This window comes from Dyella dinghuensis, assembly GCF_003977615.1.
GTDB lineage: Bacteria > Pseudomonadota > Gammaproteobacteria > Xanthomonadales > Rhodanobacteraceae > Dyella_B > Dyella_B dinghuensis.
On record NZ_RYZR01000002.1, the window covers coordinates 179517 to 196826 of the forward strand.

At 59.2% G+C, this 17310-nt stretch carries 16 protein-coding genes; 6 read left to right on the forward strand and 10 right to left on the reverse strand.

From position 1 onward, the window contains the following. Positions 1-25 precede the first annotated feature (25 nt). The gene (locus EKH79_RS01850) at positions 26-1720 is read left to right on the forward strand and encodes a hypothetical protein (RefSeq protein WP_126672085.1); all 1695 of its coding nucleotides are present in this window, start codon (positions 26-28) and stop codon (positions 1718-1720) included. 108 nt (positions 1721-1828) lie between these two features. On the opposite strand, the gene nth is transcribed toward EKH79_RS01850, so the two are convergent. The 5 genes from nth to EKH79_RS01875 form a co-directional block, all read right to left on the reverse strand. Continuing rightward, on the reverse strand, positions 1829-2467 hold the full coding sequence (nth, locus tag EKH79_RS01855; protein ID WP_126672086.1) for an endonuclease III: 639 nt from the start codon (positions 2465-2467) through the stop codon (positions 1829-1831). After that, positions 2464-3072, reverse strand: coding sequence for an RnfABCDGE type electron transport complex subunit B (locus tag EKH79_RS01860; protein ID WP_126672087.1), 609 nt, complete (start codon positions 3070-3072; stop codon positions 2464-2466). The genes nth and EKH79_RS01860 overlap by 4 nt, the downstream gene beginning before the upstream one ends. Before the next feature lie 297 nt (positions 3073-3369). Then, positions 3370-5463, reverse strand: coding sequence for a methionine--tRNA ligase (gene metG, locus EKH79_RS01865; RefSeq protein WP_126672088.1), 2094 nt, complete (start codon positions 5461-5463; stop codon positions 3370-3372). 121 nt (positions 5464-5584) lie between these two features. Further along, positions 5585-7387 (reverse strand): alkaline phosphatase family protein, encoded by a 1803-nt coding sequence (locus EKH79_RS01870; protein ID WP_126672089.1) that lies wholly within the window; start codon positions 7385-7387, stop codon positions 5585-5587. Between the two features lie 204 nt (positions 7388-7591). Beyond that, the gene (locus EKH79_RS01875; RefSeq protein WP_126672090.1) at positions 7592-8038 is read right to left on the reverse strand and encodes a DUF2147 domain-containing protein; all 447 of its coding nucleotides are present in this window, start codon (positions 8036-8038) and stop codon (positions 7592-7594) included. Between the two features lie 213 nt (positions 8039-8251). Between EKH79_RS01875 and apbC the strand changes: the two genes are divergently transcribed. From apbC to EKH79_RS01890, 3 genes are all read left to right on the forward strand, one after another. Beyond that, on the forward strand, positions 8252-9322 hold the full coding sequence (gene apbC / locus EKH79_RS01880; protein WP_425478448.1) for an iron-sulfur cluster carrier protein ApbC: 1071 nt from the start codon (positions 8252-8254) through the stop codon (positions 9320-9322). 133 nt (positions 9323-9455) lie between these two features. Further along, positions 9456-10022 (forward strand): dCTP deaminase, encoded by a 567-nt coding sequence (dcd, locus tag EKH79_RS01885; RefSeq protein WP_126672092.1) that lies wholly within the window; start codon positions 9456-9458, stop codon positions 10020-10022. A 95-nt stretch (positions 10023-10117) separates the two neighbouring features. Next, complete coding sequence (locus tag EKH79_RS01890) at positions 10118-10633, forward strand: hypothetical protein (RefSeq protein ID WP_126672093.1); 516 nt, start codon at positions 10118-10120, stop codon at positions 10631-10633. Between the two features lie 66 nt (positions 10634-10699). On the opposite strand, the gene EKH79_RS01895 is transcribed toward EKH79_RS01890, so the two are convergent. After that, positions 10700-11125 (reverse strand): HIT domain-containing protein, encoded by a 426-nt coding sequence (locus EKH79_RS01895; protein ID WP_126672094.1) that lies wholly within the window; start codon positions 11123-11125, stop codon positions 10700-10702. Beyond that, a complete protein-coding gene (locus EKH79_RS01900; protein WP_126672095.1) occupies positions 11122-11796 on the reverse strand; it encodes a dienelactone hydrolase family protein in 675 nt (224 codons plus the stop codon). The genes EKH79_RS01895 and EKH79_RS01900 overlap by 4 nt, the downstream gene beginning before the upstream one ends. A 104-nt stretch (positions 11797-11900) precedes the next feature. On the opposite strand from EKH79_RS01900, the gene rimO reads away from it, so the two are divergent. Together rimO and EKH79_RS01910 are read left to right on the forward strand one after the other, a co-directional pair. After that, positions 11901-13220, forward strand: a complete 1320-nt coding sequence (gene rimO, locus EKH79_RS01905) for a 30S ribosomal protein S12 methylthiotransferase RimO (protein WP_126672096.1) — start codon at positions 11901-11903, stop codon at positions 13218-13220. A gap of 13 nt (positions 13221-13233) precedes the next feature. Continuing rightward, entirely contained in the window at positions 13234-14043 is an 810-nt protein-coding gene (locus EKH79_RS01910; protein WP_126672097.1) for a DUF3025 domain-containing protein, read from the forward strand. A 5-nt stretch (positions 14044-14048) separates the two neighbouring features. Here the strand turns inward: EKH79_RS01910 and greB are convergent, their stop codons facing one another. Genes greB through EKH79_RS01925 form a run of 3 tightly spaced genes read right to left on the reverse strand, consistent with a single transcriptional unit; the run spans position 14049 to position 17306 of the window. Continuing rightward, positions 14049-14549, reverse strand: a complete 501-nt coding sequence (greB, locus tag EKH79_RS01915; protein ID WP_126672098.1) for a transcription elongation factor GreB — start codon at positions 14547-14549, stop codon at positions 14049-14051. Continuing rightward, positions 14546-15802 carry a hypothetical protein gene (locus EKH79_RS01920; RefSeq protein ID WP_126672099.1) on the reverse strand — a complete coding sequence of 419 codons (1257 nt, stop codon included), beginning with the start codon at positions 15800-15802 and terminating at the stop codon, positions 14546-14548. Before EKH79_RS01920 ends, greB begins: the two co-directional genes overlap by 4 nt. A gap of 10 nt (positions 15803-15812) precedes the next feature. Beyond that, complete coding sequence (locus EKH79_RS01925; protein ID WP_126672100.1) at positions 15813-17306, reverse strand: helicase HerA-like domain-containing protein; 1494 nt, start codon at positions 17304-17306, stop codon at positions 15813-15815. Positions 17307-17310 lie beyond the last annotated feature (4 nt).

Below are 17310 nucleotides of genomic sequence, written 5' to 3' on the forward strand. Positions count from 1 at the left end.
CATTGATATAAGCGGAGACAACAACATGCGTTCCAAGATGCTCACGGTGGCCATCGCTGCCGGTTTGGGCTTGACCAGCGTTACAGCTGTGTCGGCACAGACGACGTCCAACAAGAAAGTGACCGTTAGTGCGGCAGAGCTGGCTCAGATGAAGGCTGAGATCGCAGCGCTGGAACAGAAGGTCTCGGATCTGGAATCCCAGTCGGCTGCTCAGACGCAGGCGCAGCAGGAAACAGCGCAGTCCGTGCAGGCTACTCAGGCGCAAGTGCAGGCCACCCAGGCTCAGGTGGTACAGGCGCAGCAGCAAGTTGCAACCAAGACCGGCGACACGTTCGGCGGCATGGGCGGCGTGAAGTGGACGTTTGGTGGCTTCCTGGCGGCCGAATCGGTTTACCGCTCGCGCGACACCGGTGACGATATCAACAGCAAGTACGCGAACATTCCGTTCCAGGGCGGCACCAGCACGGCGCCGATCAACACCGGCAGCGGCGCAACCACGACCTATCCGGTCACCAATGCGCGCAACGACCAGTTCCTGGAAAGCTCGCGTCAGAGCCGCCTGACCATCAAGGCCGAAGCGGACATCAACGACACGACGCACGTCACTGGCTACTACGAGATGGACTTCCTCGGTGGCGCCCAGACGGCGAACATGAACGAGAGCAACTCGTACAACCCGCGTATCCGCCAGTTGTGGACCAATGTGGATTGGGACACCTACGGTTTGCATCTGTTGACCGGTCAGGCATGGTCGCTGCTGACGCTTGATAGTGTCGGTATCACCCCAGGCAAGGAACAGCTGCCGCCGTCGATCGACGCACAGTACGTGCCGGGCTTCACCTGGGCACGTCAGACGCAGGTCCGCCTCGTCAAAGATTGGAACAAGATGTGGTGGTTGGGTATCTCGCTGGAAAATCCGCAGACGGCCGGTGTCGGCTCTGTGGCCGGCGCAGGCAGCAAGGGTTACACCACCACCACGGCTACGATCCAGGCCGGCAATACGTATGACACGCTCAACACCGTTTCGCTCAACAGCGTTCCGGATGTGATCGTGAAGTTCGCGGCTGATCCGGGTTGGGGTCACTACGAAGTGTTCGGTATCGCGCGCCAGTTCGAAACCCGCGTGACACCGACCACGGCTGACGGCGGTCCCGAAGCCACCAGCAACAAGACCACGCACGGCAGCGGCGCCGGCTTCGGCATGCTGCTCCCGATCGTTCCGAAGGTGCTGGACTTCCAGTTCTCCGGCATGAGCGGCAAGGGCATTGGCCGTTACGGTTCGGCTCAGTTGAACGACATCACCTACAACCCGAGCGGCGCTCCGGAACCGCTGAAGGAAAACATGGTGCTCGGCACGCTGACCTGGCACGCCACGCCTGACTTCGACTTGTACGTCGCTGGCGGCCGCGAGCAGGAAGACAGCTACCTGACCTCCGGCGTGAACGGCAAGCCGTTCGGTTACGGCGCAGCCCTCCTCGGCTACAACAACAGCGACTGCTTGATCTACGGTGCAGCCACCGATTGCACGGGCCAGACCCGTCAGATCGCGCAGGAAACCGCTGGTTTCTGGTGGAAGTTCTACCAGGGCAAGTTCGGCCGCGTGCAGTTCGGTACACAGTTCTCGCATACCACGCGCAAACTGTTCTCGGACATCAACGGCAACGCCCCGACTGCTGCAGACAACATGGTGTTCACCAGCTTCCGTTTCTACCCGTTCTGATCGGCAGGCAACGGATAGCCGCAACGAGCTATCGGAATGGAGTTCGACCTAAGGATGGAAAAACGGCGGGCATATGCCCGCCGTTTGCTTTTTCGCGTTTCAAAAAAATTACGTCGCGGGCGTCTTGTCGCGATAACGGCATAGATCGCGGATCACGCAATTGGGGCAATCCGGTTTGCGTGCCTTGCATACGTAACGTCCGTGCAGGATCAGCCAGTGATGCGCATCCTGTTTGAACTCGGGCGGTATCACTTTTTCCAGTTTGTCTTCGACCGCACGAACATCTTTGCCCGGCGCCAATCCTGTGCGATTGGCGACACGAAAGATGTGCGTGTCCACCGCGATCGTCGGATGGCCGAATGCTGTGTTGAGCACCACGTTCGCTGTCTTGCGGCCGACGCCGGGTAACGCCTCAAGCGCTTCGCGCGTGTCCGGAACCTTGCAGTCGTATTGATCGACCAGGATGCGGCACAGCGCTATCACGTTTTTCGCTTTCGCGTTGAACAGGCCGATGGTGCTGATATAGCGCTTGAGCTTCTCCTCGCCTAAATCGAGGATGGCCTGAGGCGTATTGGCAACCGGATAAAGTTTGCGCGTTGCCTTGTTGACGCCAACATCAGTCGCCTGTGCCGAGAGCACGACGGCAACGAGAAGCTCGAATGGCGTGGTGTAAGCCAGCTCCGTGGTGGGGTGCGGATTGAGTTCGCGCAGGCGCGTAAACAGTTCAACCACATCCGCTCGCTTCACGCTTTGGGCTCCTGCTTCTTTGCTTTAGCGCGTGCAAGCGCATCCAGCACACTCTGTTTTGTTCCGGGGGTATGGACTTCCGCCTTGCGTGATGCAAGCTCCGCTTCGCGTGAAGCTTGCTGTTCCGCAAGACGAGCTTCGCGCCGTTGAAAATGCGCGCGTGCTACATCCATGTGCGCCTGATCATTGGCCTGCGAAAACGGCATTGGTTCGAGCACGATGCAATCGACGGGGCAGGCGGGAACACATCGTTCGCAGCCGGTGCAATCGTCGGCGATCACCGTATGCATCAACTTGTTGGCGCCGACGATGGCGTCGACGGGGCACACCTGGATGCACTTGGTGCATCCGATGCAATCGGCTTCGACAATGCGCGCCAGTGTGCGAGGTTTTTCGACGCCGTTATCGGGGTTCAGGGGAATCGGTGCGCGGCCAAGTAACGCGGCAAGTTGCGCAATGCCGGCAGCGCCACCCGGCGGACATTGATTGATGTCGGCGTCGCCCTTGGCGATCGCCTCTGCGTAAGGGCGACAGCCGTGATAACCGCATTGTTCGCATTGCGTTTGCGGTAACAGGGCGTCGATGCGGTCGGCGAGCGTTGTCATGGTTCGTTGAATGTCACGCCTCAGGAATCTATCCGCACGTTTTGAGCAACATCTGCCAATCCCTCATCGTCATTCCGGCGCAGGCCGGAATCCAGTGACTGCATCGCTCGATTTTCGCGATCCCGCTCTATAGATTCTGCTAACGATTAAGCGAAGTTATCGCGAAAATCGGTACCGTTCGCCACTGGATTCCGGCCTGCGCCGAGGCGCCTTACAACGGCGTAGCCGGTCAATGACGGTGAGGTACTTCTGGCGCCACGATAACATCGACGCTTCGGTTTCAAAGAGCAAAAAGCTTCAGCGCACCGTAGCGCCCGGCTTGGCACCCTGATCCGCATCGAGCAGAAACAGATCGTTGCCACCGTCACCGGCCGAAAGAATCATCCCTTCAGACAATCCAAAACGCATTTTGCGCGGCGCTAGATTGGCGATAAACACCACATTGCGGCCGATCAGCTTTTCCGGCTCGCCGTAAGCCGCGCGAATGCCCGAGAAAATCTGGCGCTTGCCGAGCGGGCCAGCATCCAGTTCAAAACGTAGCAGCTTGTCCGAGCCATCGACGAATTCGCAGGCGAGCACCTTGCCTACGCGCAAATCGAGTTTGGAGAAATCGTCGATGCCGATGATGTTGCTTTCTGCTGTCGCTGTGGGCGCGTTGTCCGTCATGTTCTTGTTTTCTTTCTTGGCAGGTTTTTTAGGTGTGGTTGGCTCGGGCGTCGAGCCCAGCGACTCTTTCGAGGCTTCGACCATCGCTTCGATGTGCTTGAAGTCGATGCGAGCTAGCAGCGGTTCGAACGAACGAATGGTGTGATTGTGCAGCGTGGCGCAGGCCGAATCGAAATCGGCAATAGGCGCCGCAAGGAACTGTTCTGCCGCGGCCACCGTTGCCGGGAGCACCGGTTTCAGTAAACCGGCCAGCAAACGGAACGCTGCCAGCGAGAACGAGCAGACCTGATGCAGTTCGTCGCGCTGGGATTCATCCTTCGCCATCACCCACGGTGCCTTGGCGGCGATGTGGCCATTGACCAAGTCGGCGATCAGCACGAAGCGGCGCATCGCTTCGGCAAATTCACCGCCTTCATACAGCGCAGGCACACCTTCATAGTGCGAGATGAGCACGCGCCACAACTCGTTCTGTTCTTCCGAGAATTGTGCGGCAAGACGCCCCTCGAAGAATTTGTGCACGAAGCCCGCTGTTCGGCTGGCGATGTTCACCCACTTGCCGATCAGATGCGAATTGACGCGCTCTTCGAATGCCTTCAGATCCAGATCGACATCGACGGGGGTGTCGCTGAGCATCGTGGCGAAGTAGTAGCGCAGAAACTCCGGATGCAGGCCGGAATCAAGATACGTGCGCGCCTGGATGAACGTGCCGCGCGATTTGGACATCTTCGCGCCGTTCACCGTTAGGTAGCCATTGACGTGCAGTGCCGTCGGCGTGCGGAACTTCGCGCCATGCAACATGGCGGGCCAGAACAGACCGTGGAAATTGATGATGTCCTTGCCGATGAAGTGATGCATTTCTGCGTCGCTGTCGGGCGCAAGGAAATCGTCGAACTTCAATCCGGTTCGATCGCACAGCGCCTTGAAGCTGGCGAGATAGCCAACCGGCGCATCGAGCCACACATAGAAAAACTTGCCCGGCGCATCGGGAATCGGAAAACCGAAGTAGGGCGCATCGCGCGAGATGTCCCAATCTTTAAGGCCGCCGTCGAGCCACTCCATTAACTTTGCCACGACACCCGCATCGGCAACGCGCTCGCCATGGGTGAGCTTGCCGGCAAACCAGTCGCGCAACAGCGACTCGAATTTGCCCAGTTCGAAGAAGTAGTGCTCCGAATCGCGCAGCACCGGTGTAGCGCCGGACATTACCGAGTACGGGTTGATCAGATCGGTCGGTGCATACGTTGCGCCGCAGTTTTCGCAATTGTCGCCGTATTGATCGTGCGTGCCGCAGTTAGGGCATGTGCCTTTGATATAGCGGTCAGGCAAAAACATCAGCTTTTCAGGATCGAAAAGCTGCTGAATGCTGCGACGCGCGATGTAACCGGCATCGCGCAGGCGCGTGTAGATCAGCGACGCCAGTTCGCGGTTTTCTTCCGAATGCGTCGTGTAGTAGTTGTCGTAGCTGAAATGGAAGTCGGCAAAATCAGCCTCGTGGCTGGCGCGCATCGTGGCGATAAACGCCTCCGGCGATACGCCAGCCTTTTCCGCCGCCAGCATGATCGGCGTGCCATGGGCATCGTCCGCGGCGACAAAGTACACCTCACTGCCCATCATCCGCTGCGCGCGGACCCAGATGTCGCTCTGGATGTACCCAAGCATGTGACCCAGATGCAGCGGGCCATTTGCGTAGGGAAGGGCGTGGGTGACGAGTAGGCGGCGGGGCATGGTTTCGGCGCTGGCTGGAGAGCTGCGCATTATGACACGGGCTGTGTATTGCTCCGCGCGACGACCCGCGCTGTGCCGGCGCCCATCGTTGCCGATGGGTGCCGGCAGTTTGGCCGGGTCGTTACGGCGAGGTCACATTGAGCGTTACCGGCCCTGCGAGCACGGTGTAGCCGTTGTCGTAGCAATACCAGACGCTATACGTGCCGGGCGAAAGGCTGGATGTGTCGAACGTGACCGTGCCACTGCCGTTCGGCGCGGCTTGCCACGTCGCAGACGAGCCGTTGCCAGGGCTGCTGCCTGCGGCGTAGATGCCGATCCAGTTTTCGCTGTTGAGCTTGTTCGACGGCGTGGCGTAGTCGAAGTGTACGTAGGTGCCTGCCGTGACGCTCGGCATGCTGCTGGCCAGGCTGGGTATCGTTGTCGCGGTGGTCGCAGCGAAGGCGTCGTTGATTGGCTGCGCGTAGAGATCGTTGTGCGTGAGCGGTGCGATGCCTAATGCGTGTTCAACGGTGGTGCCGGTGCTGTAGTGGTTGTAGTTCGCGTTGCTGATGTAACCGGACTGCACCGTTCCCGGTGAACCCACCAGAATGGTTGCAAGGTGATTACCCGTTTCCGACGCCGATTCGTCCCAGGTAAGCACAATCAGTGAGCGCTGCTGCGTCCACGCGGGCGAGTTGAGAATCGGCTGCAAGGTTTGCTGGAGCCAGCCGTTTTGCACCTGCAGGCTCTTGGGCGTGCCGTTGCCGGAGGCTTCGCCGTCGTAGTAATCGTCGGCGGCAATCCACGCGAAATTCGGCGTGGTGGAGGCCGATTTCAGATCCGTCGTCAGTTGTGTGGTGTCGAACAGATGTGCGGCGCAACGTGTTGGATTCGACAGCACATCGGTGAAATTGACGAATGGCGCGTCATCCGGTTCGTAGTAGCTGTCGTTGTTATTGCTGGTGTTGCAAGGTGTGCCCATGCCTTGTTCGTAGGCTTTCCAGGTTTTGCCCTGGGCTTCCAGCTCGTCGGCGATGTTCTGTGCGGTGACTTTGATGTTGGGATAGTAGACGGCGCCTTGCACGAACGTATTGCCGCCGGCGATGGCCAGGTAATTTTCGTCGCTGGGATGGTAGACGCCGCTGTAGTTGTCCAGCAGCGTGCCCTGGCTGGCGAGGCTGTTGATGAAGGGCGCATCGGTGGTGTCGCCGATCACTTCGCTGTAGTCGGTGTTTTCCATCATCACGACGAAGACGTGATCGAAGGCGGGAACGCTCGATGCTGGCGCTTGCAGCGCCGCTGCGGTCACAGGAGTGGACAGCGTCAATGACAGATTGTCGGCGTAACCGATGTTGTAAGAAGCCGACGTGTTGGTGAATTGCAGCAGCACCGAAATGCTGCGCGTACCAACAGGCACGTTGCCGGTGGCCGATTGCGCGACGAAGCCGCTTTCGAGATTGCGCGTGGTGGCGGTAACGCCGGCCAGTTGCGCGGGCGTACCGAGCGGATGGCCGTTGACGTCGAGGAAGACAGCTGTCACCACCGCCTCGCCGTTGTAGACGGTGTAACCGCCTAGCCAGCCTGAGAGGTTGTACGTCACCGCGCCACCGTCGATGGTGGTGGCCGCACTGGATACGTTGATGTTCTGGCGGAGCGCCGAATCGCCGTAAGGGCCGTCGGCAATGAATGCGTTGCCGCCTGAGCCGCCCGTGGGCGTGTTGAAGCTGCCGATCGAATAGCAAACGATCGACGGACTGCCTTGCGTCACCGTCCAGCCCGGCACTGTGTTGACGGCCGACCAATCGGTCGTACACGTGCCCGATTCACCATCGCCATCGACAATCAGATTGCCACTGTTTGCGGCGAACACTGGCGACGCCAATGCGCCACTTACGCAAAACGCCGCGATTATCCACGGCAGGATCGATCCCCGTTTACCGCACATACGCAAGCTCCCTCTGCCCCTGGCAGTACGTGATAGGTGCGCGGACGATGATGTGCGTTGATTGCTGGCGCGCGACGATCACATGACAACGCAGCGGGCGTTGGCGGGAATGCGACGCGATGCGTGAGAGGCGCGTGAAGCGCAGGAGACTTTCAAAGACATCCGCGAGCACGCACCCGCGGATGTTTTATGCAATGACGCAAATTACTGCTGGCGAATCCAGACCTGCGTGCGGCCCATCAGCGCAAAGCCGACATAGCCGCGCACATCGAGTTTCTGTCCGCCGTCTTCCATCGATAGTTTGACCTTGTAGACGGTGCCCGATGCAGGATCGAGGATCTTGCCGCCGTCCCACACATCGCCGTTTTTGGCGACGCCCCACATGATGGTCATGCCTTCGATCGGCTGATCCTTCCGGTCGCCGTCGCACTTCTTGCAGACCGGGTGCGGGCCATCGTCGGAGATCAGAACCTGCAGCACCTTGGCTTGCAGTTGACCGTTGTTGTCGCTGATCTGGATGATGGATTTCACCTTGCCCGTTGCATCGTCAACCTGGCGCCACGTACCGACCGGTGTGTTATCGGCTGCCCAGGTGATGGTTGGCCCAAGCAGCAGGCAGGCGGCGATAGCGATATGCGACAGGCGTTTCATGCGAGGGGTCCCCTACGTTGGCGTATGGCGAGCCTGCCGATGCACAAGGGGTAGGGTCAAGCTGCAATGCGCAAACACAATGGTTTCATCGCGTTAGCACACATCGTTGACGCCTGGGCGCAAAGCGGAGCCAAGTATGGGTAGCGCGAACTGGCATACTTAGCGTCTTCGATAGCTACCACTTTCCCCATGACGCAGGCGAATGAAGCCCTGGTGCGCCGTATCCTCGGCGACCTTATTGATCCCCACACGGGCAATCCCTTGGCCGAGGCCGTTCGCGCGGTGGGCGTCGACGGTACCCGGGTGTCGGTGGATATCCAGCTGGGTTACCCCGCCGCTGGCGCCAGCGAGGCACTGAGCTCGATGGCGAAGCAGACGCTGGAAGCCGATCCGGCGATCGATTCGGCCGCGATCTCCCTCAGCAGCCGCATTCATCCGCACAAGGTGCAGGGCGCGCTCGCACCGCTGGGCAACATCAAGAACATCATCGCCGTGGCGTCGGGCAAGGGCGGGGTGGGCAAGTCGACGGTGTCGGTGAATCTGGCCCTGGCATTAGCCGCAGAAGGCGCGAAAGTCGGCATTCTCGACGCCGATATTTATGGCCCGAGCCAGCCACGCATGCTCGGCATCCAAGGCAAGCCCGAATCGCCGGACGGCAAGAGCATCACGCCGATGACCGCGCACGGCCTCCAAGCCATGTCGATCGGTTTTCTGGTCGACGAAGAAACGCCGATGATCTGGCGCGGCCCGATGGTCACGCAGGCGATGATGCAGCTGCTCGGCGATACGCGCTGGGACATGCTCGATTACTTGATCATCGACCTGCCGCCGGGAACGGGCGATATCCAGCTGACCTTGTCGCAGAAGGTGCCCGTCGCCGGTGCGGTGATTGTCACCACGCCGCAGGACATCGCACTTCTGGATGCCCGCAAGGCGTTGAAGATGTTCGAGAAGGTGGAGGTCCCCGTGCTGGGCATCGTCGAGAACATGGCCACCCACATCTGCACGAACTGCGGCCACGAGGAACACATTTTCGGCGCCGGTGGCGGCGAACGTATGGCCGAGCAGTACAACGTGCCGTACCTGGGCTCGCTGCCGCTGGATATCCGCATTCGCGAGCAGGCCGATAGCGGCAATCCCACCGTCGTGGCGATGCCCGATTCCGATCTGGCGGCGCGCTATCGCGCTATCGCCCGTAATACCGCAGGCCGTCTTGCCAGACAGCCACGCAACAAATCGCTTGGCCTCGGCAAGATCGTCGTGCAGGGGACGCCCGCGGCGTAAGGCCGTAGAACCTTGCGAGTCAGGTTCTTGGCATCGAACGGTGCCAGCGCTGGCATAGAAGCCAGCTAACCATGTATTTTTGCCGCTTTGCGCCCGGCTCTACGGGCGCATGGCCAGGAGCACCGGAGTTCGCGTGAGCATCAAATCCGATAAGTGGATCCGCCGCATGGCGGAGCAGCACGGCATGATCGAGCCCTTCGAACCCGGCCAGGTCAAAGTGCGCGATGGCAACAAGTTGATCTCGTACGGCACATCGAGCTACGGCTACGACGTGCGTTGCGCGCGCGAATTCAAGATTTTCACCAACATCAACTCCACGATTGTCGATCCGAAAGCGTTCGATCCAACAAGCTTCGTCGATGTGCAGGCGGATGTGTGCATCATTCCGCCCAACTCCTTTGCACTCGCTCGCACGGTGGAATATTTTCGCATTCCACGGCAGGTACTGACGGTGTGCCTGGGTAAGAGCACATACGCACGCTGCGGCATCATCGTGAATGTCACGCCGCTGGAACCGGAGTGGGAAGGTCACGTGACGCTGGAATTCTCCAACACCACGCCGCTGCCGGCCAAGATTTATGCCAATGAAGGCGTCGCGCAGATGCTGTTTTTCGAATCCGACGAGGAATGCGAAACCAGCTACAAGGACCGTGGCGGCAAGTATCAGGGCCAGCAGGGCGTCACGCTGCCTCGTACGTGAACATTTCTCTGAACGGCGATTCAGCCATGTCATCCACCCAAACGGGGCGGCGTTACACTTCGTCGAGCCTCACCGAATATTTGCAGGAGATCCGCATGATCCGTTTTTCCATGTTGCCGACCCGCGGCATTGCTGCCGCGCTTCTGATCGGCAGCCTGCTGGTTCTGGGCGGTTGTCACCGCGGCGCAGCCAAAAACGACACGGTTACGACGACGCAGTCGCAGAGCCAGTTCGACCTGACGATCAAAGCTTATAAGAGCGGCCAGTTCCTGATCGACGGCGCAGTGCTTTCCGCGCTCGATACCGGCAGTCACTTTGCGTATCTGAAAGATACGGGCAAGTTGCCCAAGACCGTGTTGCTGGTGCCCAGCGACGATTCCAAGATTCGCAAGCAGCACCTGCAGTACATGGCGCGCCTGGAATTGGATTACGGTTTCGTCGCTTACTACGATAACGGTGGCACGCTGGCTCGCATCAATCCAGTCGAAACCAAGGCGCGTGAGCTTGAGGACTACCATGCACCGGCGCCTGTGGCGTCCGACACGGACAAGGACAAGAGTGCGGCCGGTGGGGCCGGTACTGACGCCTCAGGCGCTCCCTATAGTCACTGATACCAGCATCAGATTGAACGAGAAAACGCCCATGCATTTGCATGGGTGTTTTTTTATGCCAAAAAATTAGCTGACTTCGACAGTGAATCGACTTTTCAATAGCGCGATACGTGCTCCGCTTTCACCTTCCGCATAAGGTTCAGCGCGCCCGAAACCCCACACGGGACCTGGCCATGCAGAATCGCTTTCGGTACGGGCAATCACATGGACATGTAGCTGCCGCGTGATATTGCCCAACGCTCCGATATTGAGCTTGTAGCAAGGAACGCTATCGCGCAAAACGGCGGACGCGTGGTTGATTTCGCGCCATAGATCCAGTTGTAGCTCGCTTGGCAGATCGATCATTTCCACCATGCCTGGGCGGCGTGGCACAAGTATCAGCCACGGAAATCTTGCGTCATTCATCAGAAGAACATCGCACAGCGGCAACGACGTGACGAAATGCGTGCAAGCTTGCAGGTTCGGATCAAGATTGAAATCGATCGCTCTCATTTGACCGCCAGGTACTGATCGAAAAAAGCCACTGTACGCTTGCGCGCAAGCGCTGCGCCAGCTTCGTGATAGTGCGTTGGATCGACATCGCGATTGAACGCATGGCCCGCGCCTGCGTAGGTGAAGACATCCATCGTCGGCATCGCTTCACGGTGCTTTGCGATGACATCGGGTGGGATAGACGTGTCGTTCTCACCAAAATGAAACATCACCGGTGCTTTCAGCGGTTCGCCGAGATAGGCGGTGTTGCGCGCGCCGTAGTAGCTCACCGAGGGAAAGCCCAGGCGTATTGCTGAGAGAAACGCCACCGTCCCGCCCCAGCAATATCCCACCGTGCCAATGTTCCCGGCGGAGGCGATGGCTTCGGCGGCGCTTGCAACATCTTCTATCGCGCGTTCGAGCCCCAGCTCCGATACAAGCTGTCTTCCGCGGCGCATGCCTTCATCGTTGTATTCCAGTTCGACGCCGGTTTCCAGGTGATCGAAAAACGCTGGCGCGATGGCGGTGTAGCCGACGGATGCAAAATAATCCGCGACTCCCTGGATATGCGCCGTCACCCCGAAAATCTCCTGGATGACTACGATGCCCCCCTTGGACTTTCCCTCGGCTTGCGCAAGATAAGCGCCAATGCACTGCGTCCCGCCGGTAGGAATGTTGATGTGCTGGCCCATGGCATCACCTCAAACTGAATGTCCGGTCAGTCTAACGGTGCCAGCGATGGCGCCGAGGTAGCGTATAATTGACCGTTTCCCGCACGTTTACGGTCATCAGGGTCATGTCAAAGGCTTCCCAGAAAATCGGCTTTGTGAGCCTCGGCTGCCCCAAGGCGCTGGTCGACTCCGAACGCATCCTCACTCAGCTGAAGGTCGAGGGCTATGAGATCGTGCCCAGCTACGGTGCGGCCGATGCGGTCGTGGTGAACACGTGTGGCTTTATCGATGCGGCCGTGCAGGAATCGCTCGATGCCATTGGCGAAGCGCTGCATGAAAACGGCAAGGTGATCGTTACCGGCTGTTTGGGCAAGCGTTCCGAGCTGATTCGCGAGGCCTATCCGGATGTTCTGGCTATCACCGGCCCGCAGGATTACGCCAGCGTGATGAGTGCCGTGCATAGCGCGTTGCCGCCCAAGCGCAATCCGTTGCTCGACATCATTCCCGACACGGGCATCAAGCTGACGCCCAAGCATTACGCGTACCTGAAGATTTCCGAAGGCTGCAACCATCGTTGCAGCTTCTGCATCATTCCGTCGATGCGCGGCGATTTGGTGTCGCGTCCGGTGGACGAGGTGCTGGTCGAGGCCGAACGTCTCGTCAAAGGCGGCGTGAAAGAACTGCTCGTGATTTCGCAGGACACGAGTGCCTACGGTGTCGACGTGAAATACGCCGAACGCATGTGGCGCGACAAGAGCTATCGCACGCGCATGACCGAGTTGTGCGAAGGTCTATCCGAGCTCGGCGTGTGGACGCGTCTGCATTACGTCTATCCGTATCCGCACGTCGACGAAATCATGCCATTGATGGCGGAAGGCAAGATCCTTCCGTATCTCGATATCCCGTTCCAGCACGCCAGCCCACGCATCCTGAAGTTGATGAAGCGTCCAGGCAATATCGAGAAGACGCTCGAGCGCATCCAGAACTGGCGCAAACAGGTACCGGATATCACGCTGCGCAGCACCTTCATCGTCGGCTTCCCCGGCGAAACGGATAAAGAATTCGAAGAGCTGCTGGACTTCCTGCGCGAAGCCGAATTGGACCGCGTGGGTGCCTTCGCTTATTCGCCCGTCGATGGCGCCAAGGCCAACGAGCTTCCTCATCCTGTTTCCGAGGAGTTGAAGGAAGATCGCCTTGAGCAGTTCATGGCGGTGCAGGCGGAAATCTCGGCGGCAAAATTGCAACGCAAGATTGGCCGTACCATCAAGGTACTGGTCGACGAGGCAAATGCCGATGGCGCGATCGCGCGTTCGTCCGCCGATGCGCCGGAGATCGATGGCCTTGTGCGCATCGCCAATGGCCAGAAGCTCAAGCCCGGGCAGTTTGTCGACGTAACCGTCGAAGCGGCCGACGAGCACGATTTGCACGCGCGTCTGGCCGGCTGATTCGGCACGCAACATGCGCTACGTCGCTCCCGAGCGAAATGCCGTTGATCCATCGGTGTTATGTCTCGCGCCGTTAGCCGATTGGCGTGAACATGCAGGATGGTTGGAAGGTCCCGACTGGCCCTCGATCGACCAACTCAACGCCAAATGGCCGCGTGATGCAGCCGAACGCTTTGCCACCCAAACACGTGAGCTGCTCGCTGACGAGCTTCATTACGAAGAACGCATCGCCAAACGCGGTCTGATCGCGACGCGTGACGCGAACTGGCATGATCTGTTCAATGCAATGATCTGGCTTCGTTATCCAGCGTTGAAGCGCGCACTCAACCGTCAACAGATTGCGGATATCGAACGCTTTGGTCCACGCGAACGTTCGCGACCGCAGTACGCGCAAACGCATTTTGACGAAGCCGGCGTGGTGGTAACCGTCCGTGACCCATCACTGCTTGCAGTGTGGGATGCACACGATTGGTACGGTTTGTTCTGGCGACACCGATCGGCGTGGCGCGATGGCTGCATCGACGTAAAGGTCTTCGGCCACGCGTTACTCGAACACGCGCTTACACCCGGTAACTTGCTGGTGGGCAAAGCATTGGTTGTTGTGGCACGGGATGATGCGAGCGCGACGAACGCCATCGCATCGTGCGCCGATGCCATCGCGCATGGCCGCCTTTTGCGTGATCCGCTGGAACTGAGACCGTTGCCGTTGTCGGGTATTCCCGGCTGGCATGCGGATAACGAGGATGAGGCGTTTCATCTAACCGCTGCGTGCTATCAACCGCTACGCAGCGGCAGAACGTATCCGTTGCCATTGGAAGTCTAAGCGCTTCATTCGTAGGCCACGCCGGTGATGGCGAAGCGTGTGCGGCCGGCCGGAAGCTCCGCCTCGAATTCATCGTCCAGCTTCTTCTTCATCGCGGCGCGCGCCATGGGGGAGTCGATGCTGATCCATCCGAGCTTGGCATTCGTTTCGTCTGGCCCGACGATGCGATAACGCAACGTCTCGCCGCTGTCGACATTTTCCAGCTCGATTACGGCACCGAAAAATACCGTGTCCTTATCGGCTGGCGCGCCTTCGGCGACTTTCAGCGACGGGATGCGTTTACTGAGATAACGCACGCGGCGATCAATTTCGCCCAACTGCTTTTTGCGATAGGTGTACTCGGCGTTTTCCGAGCGATCGCCTTCGGCTGCTGCGGCAGCAAGTGCTTTCACCACTTCCGGCCGCAACGTATGCCAGAGATGATCGAGTTCGCTTTTCAGCTTTTCGAAGCCGTCACGGGTAATGATGGCAGTGGAAGAGGGGGAGGGTGGGCGCCAACGGCTCATGTCGTACCAGGTGAACTCTGAAGCTTGAGCTGCAGTATATGCATGTCGTCGTGTTGCGGATGTTCGCTATAAGTCGCCATCAATTTTGCGAGCAAAACCTGCGCTTCGGCGGGGCGATCTAACGGGCCGCTCAGTAGACGCACTGCAAGCAATCCGCAGGAGACGGCGTCCCGTTCGCGTGGCCAGCGGGCGAGGTAGCCCATGCATAGCCTGAGCCCAAGCCTGGACATGCCAAGGCGCCCGGCGAGATCCGCAAGCTGGTGAACCGTCGACGGGTCATCCGGCATGAAATCGGGATCGTCCTCGCTGCATCCCTGCAACACGCCCAGGGCGCGGCGGGGTTCGCCATCGGCCATCAACGCTGCAATCCAGATGTGCCCGTGCTCGAGCAGCGCTTCACGATGACCCTGCTTTCGAAGCAATCGTTGATACGCTTGATGAAATTCGGCTGGGGCATGACGGCCTTGCATGCGTTCGACGAGCAACGCAATGGCTGTATCCGGATCGGAGGCTTCGATCGCCGCAACGCGTGCGAGCAGTTGTTGGTCGTCATTCTGACCGCTCTCGGCAACCAACTCCTGCGCCTCAGGAACAAGGCCGAAGTGTTCGTGCCGCTGATAGACCATCACCCCCATCAAGTGAAAGCCGAGGATGATCAGATATGTCACGAAGAAACAGGCGACGGGTTGGGCGAGCAGATTCGGCAATTGCGCGCTCCACCTCATGCTGACAAACATGAGCGCGCTAAGAATCACATTGATGATCACCGGGATCAGATAGGCCGCGCCAAACTTGGTGATGATATTTACCCAATGCACCGGATTGAGGGCCGTCAGTGCGTGACCGTCGAGCGCCATCGACATGTCGATGGCGGGCAACACCAGAATCACCAGCACGAGAAACAGCGGGAACGTATGCGGCGAAATAACCGCGTAAAGGATGCAGAAGACAAAACCAAGAACATGTATCAGCGACAGCCACCAGCCTTGCGCACTGTTGACCTGTATGACAACGTCCGGCGGCTGAAAATAACCGTGCGAGGTGTGCAGCAGACAGTCCGCGGCGTAGCGCCACGTCGCTGCCCACAAAGCGATGCTTATGAGTGCGCCGACAAACGGGATCAGATCTGCGTAGTGCAGAACCGTCAGCACCAGACATGTCGCGAGCGCCGCACCGCGCAAGGGGTAAGTGAGCCCGCTGACCAGCGTATCGACCAAGGGTTGATCGACAGGAATTGTTTCAATGCGGCTCATCCATGACCTCTCAACGTTTTCCTCCAAAGATGCCGCCAAGCACGCCGCGCAGTATTTGCCGGCCGAGCTGACTGCCCATCGTTCGCACGACTTGCTTGCCCATGGTTTCAATCATGCCCTGGCGTCGCTTGGTGCCTAGCAATGCGTCGCGCACGGTGTCCCCCAAGCCCGAACCGGATACTGCGGATACTTCGGCGTCTTTGGCCGACGTGTCGGCCGCTTTATCGTCGGCGCGTGCGGCGAGTAACTCGGCCGCCGATTCACGATTCACCGCCGTGTCGTATTTCGTACCCACGGGCGAGCGCTGGCGGATCGTCTCGCGCTCTTCTTCCGTGATGGTGCCGATACGGCAGCACGGTGTCGTCACCATGATTTGCTCAACGGGGGCGGGCACGCCGCCCTTGATCAGCGTGGATGCCAACGCTTCGCCCACGCCAAGTTGCGTGATGGCCTCAAGCGTGTTGATAGCCGGATTGGCGACGAATGTTTCTGCCGCGGCTTTCACGGCTTTCTGGTCGCGCGGCGTAAATGCACGCAATGCATGTTGAATACGATTTCCTAGCTGCCCAAGAATATCGCCGGGCACATCGTCCGGATTCTGCGAACAGAAATACACGCCGACACCCTTGGAGCGAATCAATCGCACGACTTGTTCGACACGCTGGCGCAGCGACGGTGGGCAATCGCTGAAAAGCAGGTGCGCTTCGTCGAAGAAGAAAACCAGTTTCGGTTGATCGAGATCGCCCACTTCGGGCAACTGTTCGAACAGTTCTGAAAGCAGCCAGAGAAGGAACGTGGAGTACAGACGCGGCTTCAGAATCAAGCGATCGGCCGCGAGAATGTTGATGACGCCCCGGCCCGTCATGTCTTGACGCATCAGATCGGAAAGCGTCAGCGCAGGTTCGCCGAAAAACTGCTCGCCGCCATCCTGTTCGAGTTTCAGCAGGGCGCGCTGGATGGCGGCGATGCTCGGCGTGCTGATCAAGCCGTAGCGCTTGGAGAGGTCCTTGGCGTTCTCTGCTGCGAAACCAAGGATGGCGCGCATGTCCGGCAGATCGAGCAGCAGCAGTCCCTCGTCATCGGCGGCTTTGAAGATGACCTCCAGCACGCCTTGCTGCGTATCGTTCAGTTCGAGCACGCGGCCGAGCAGGGTTGGGCCCATTTCGCTGATCGTCGCGCGAACGGGATGGCCTTGCTTGCCGAAGATGTCCCAGAACACCACCGGATTGGCCTGTGGTTTCCAGTCGCTCAGCTTGAGCTTTTGCAGGCGTGTCTTGACCGCATCGTTCGGTTCCGCGGCCGGCATGGCCAGTCCTGCGAGATCGCCTTTTGCATCGGCGAGGAAGCAGGGAACGCCTAAACGCGAGAAGCCTTCGGCAAGCACCATCAGCGAAACGGACTTGCCGGTCCCCGTGGCGCCCGCAATCATGCCGTGGCGATTGCCATAGCGCGGCTCAAGCACAACCTCTGCCTTGTCCTTACGTCCGATCAGGATGTCTGACATGGAA

Bases quoted from the DNA above. Each gene is read 5' to 3' on its own strand.
- EKH79_RS01850 (WP_126672085.1), top strand. From the start codon at position 26: ATGCGTTCCAAGATGCTCACGGTGGCCATCGCTGCCGGTTTGGGCTTG.
- EKH79_RS01860 (WP_126672087.1), bottom strand. From the start codon at position 3,072: ATGACAACGCTCGCCGACCGCATCGACGCCCTGTTACCGCAAACGCAA.
- metG (WP_126672088.1), bottom strand. From the start codon at position 5,463: ATGCCCCGCCGCCTACTCGTCACCCACGCCCTTCCCTACGCAAATGGC.
- EKH79_RS01870 (WP_126672089.1), bottom strand. From the start codon at position 7,387: ATGTGCGGTAAACGGGGATCGATCCTGCCGTGGATAATCGCGGCGTTT.
- EKH79_RS01875 (WP_126672090.1), bottom strand. From the start codon at position 8,038: ATGAAACGCCTGTCGCATATCGCTATCGCCGCCTGCCTGCTGCTTGGG.
- EKH79_RS01890 (WP_126672093.1), top strand. From the start codon at position 10,118: ATGATCCGTTTTTCCATGTTGCCGACCCGCGGCATTGCTGCCGCGCTT.
- EKH79_RS01895 (WP_126672094.1), bottom strand. From the start codon at position 11,125: ATGAGAGCGATCGATTTCAATCTTGATCCGAACCTGCAAGCTTGCACG.
- EKH79_RS01900 (WP_126672095.1), bottom strand. From the start codon at position 11,796: ATGGGCCAGCACATCAACATTCCTACCGGCGGGACGCAGTGCATTGGC.
- rimO (WP_126672096.1), top strand. From the start codon at position 11,901: ATGTCAAAGGCTTCCCAGAAAATCGGCTTTGTGAGCCTCGGCTGCCCC.
- EKH79_RS01910 (WP_126672097.1), top strand. From the start codon at position 13,234: ATGCGCTACGTCGCTCCCGAGCGAAATGCCGTTGATCCATCGGTGTTA.
- greB (WP_126672098.1), bottom strand. From the start codon at position 14,549: ATGAGCCGTTGGCGCCCACCCTCCCCCTCTTCCACTGCCATCATTACC.
- EKH79_RS01920 (WP_126672099.1), bottom strand. From the start codon at position 15,802: ATGAGCCGCATTGAAACAATTCCTGTCGATCAACCCTTGGTCGATACG.
- EKH79_RS01925 (WP_126672100.1), bottom strand. From the start codon at position 17,306: ATGTCAGACATCCTGATCGGACGTAAGGACAAGGCAGAGGTTGTGCTT.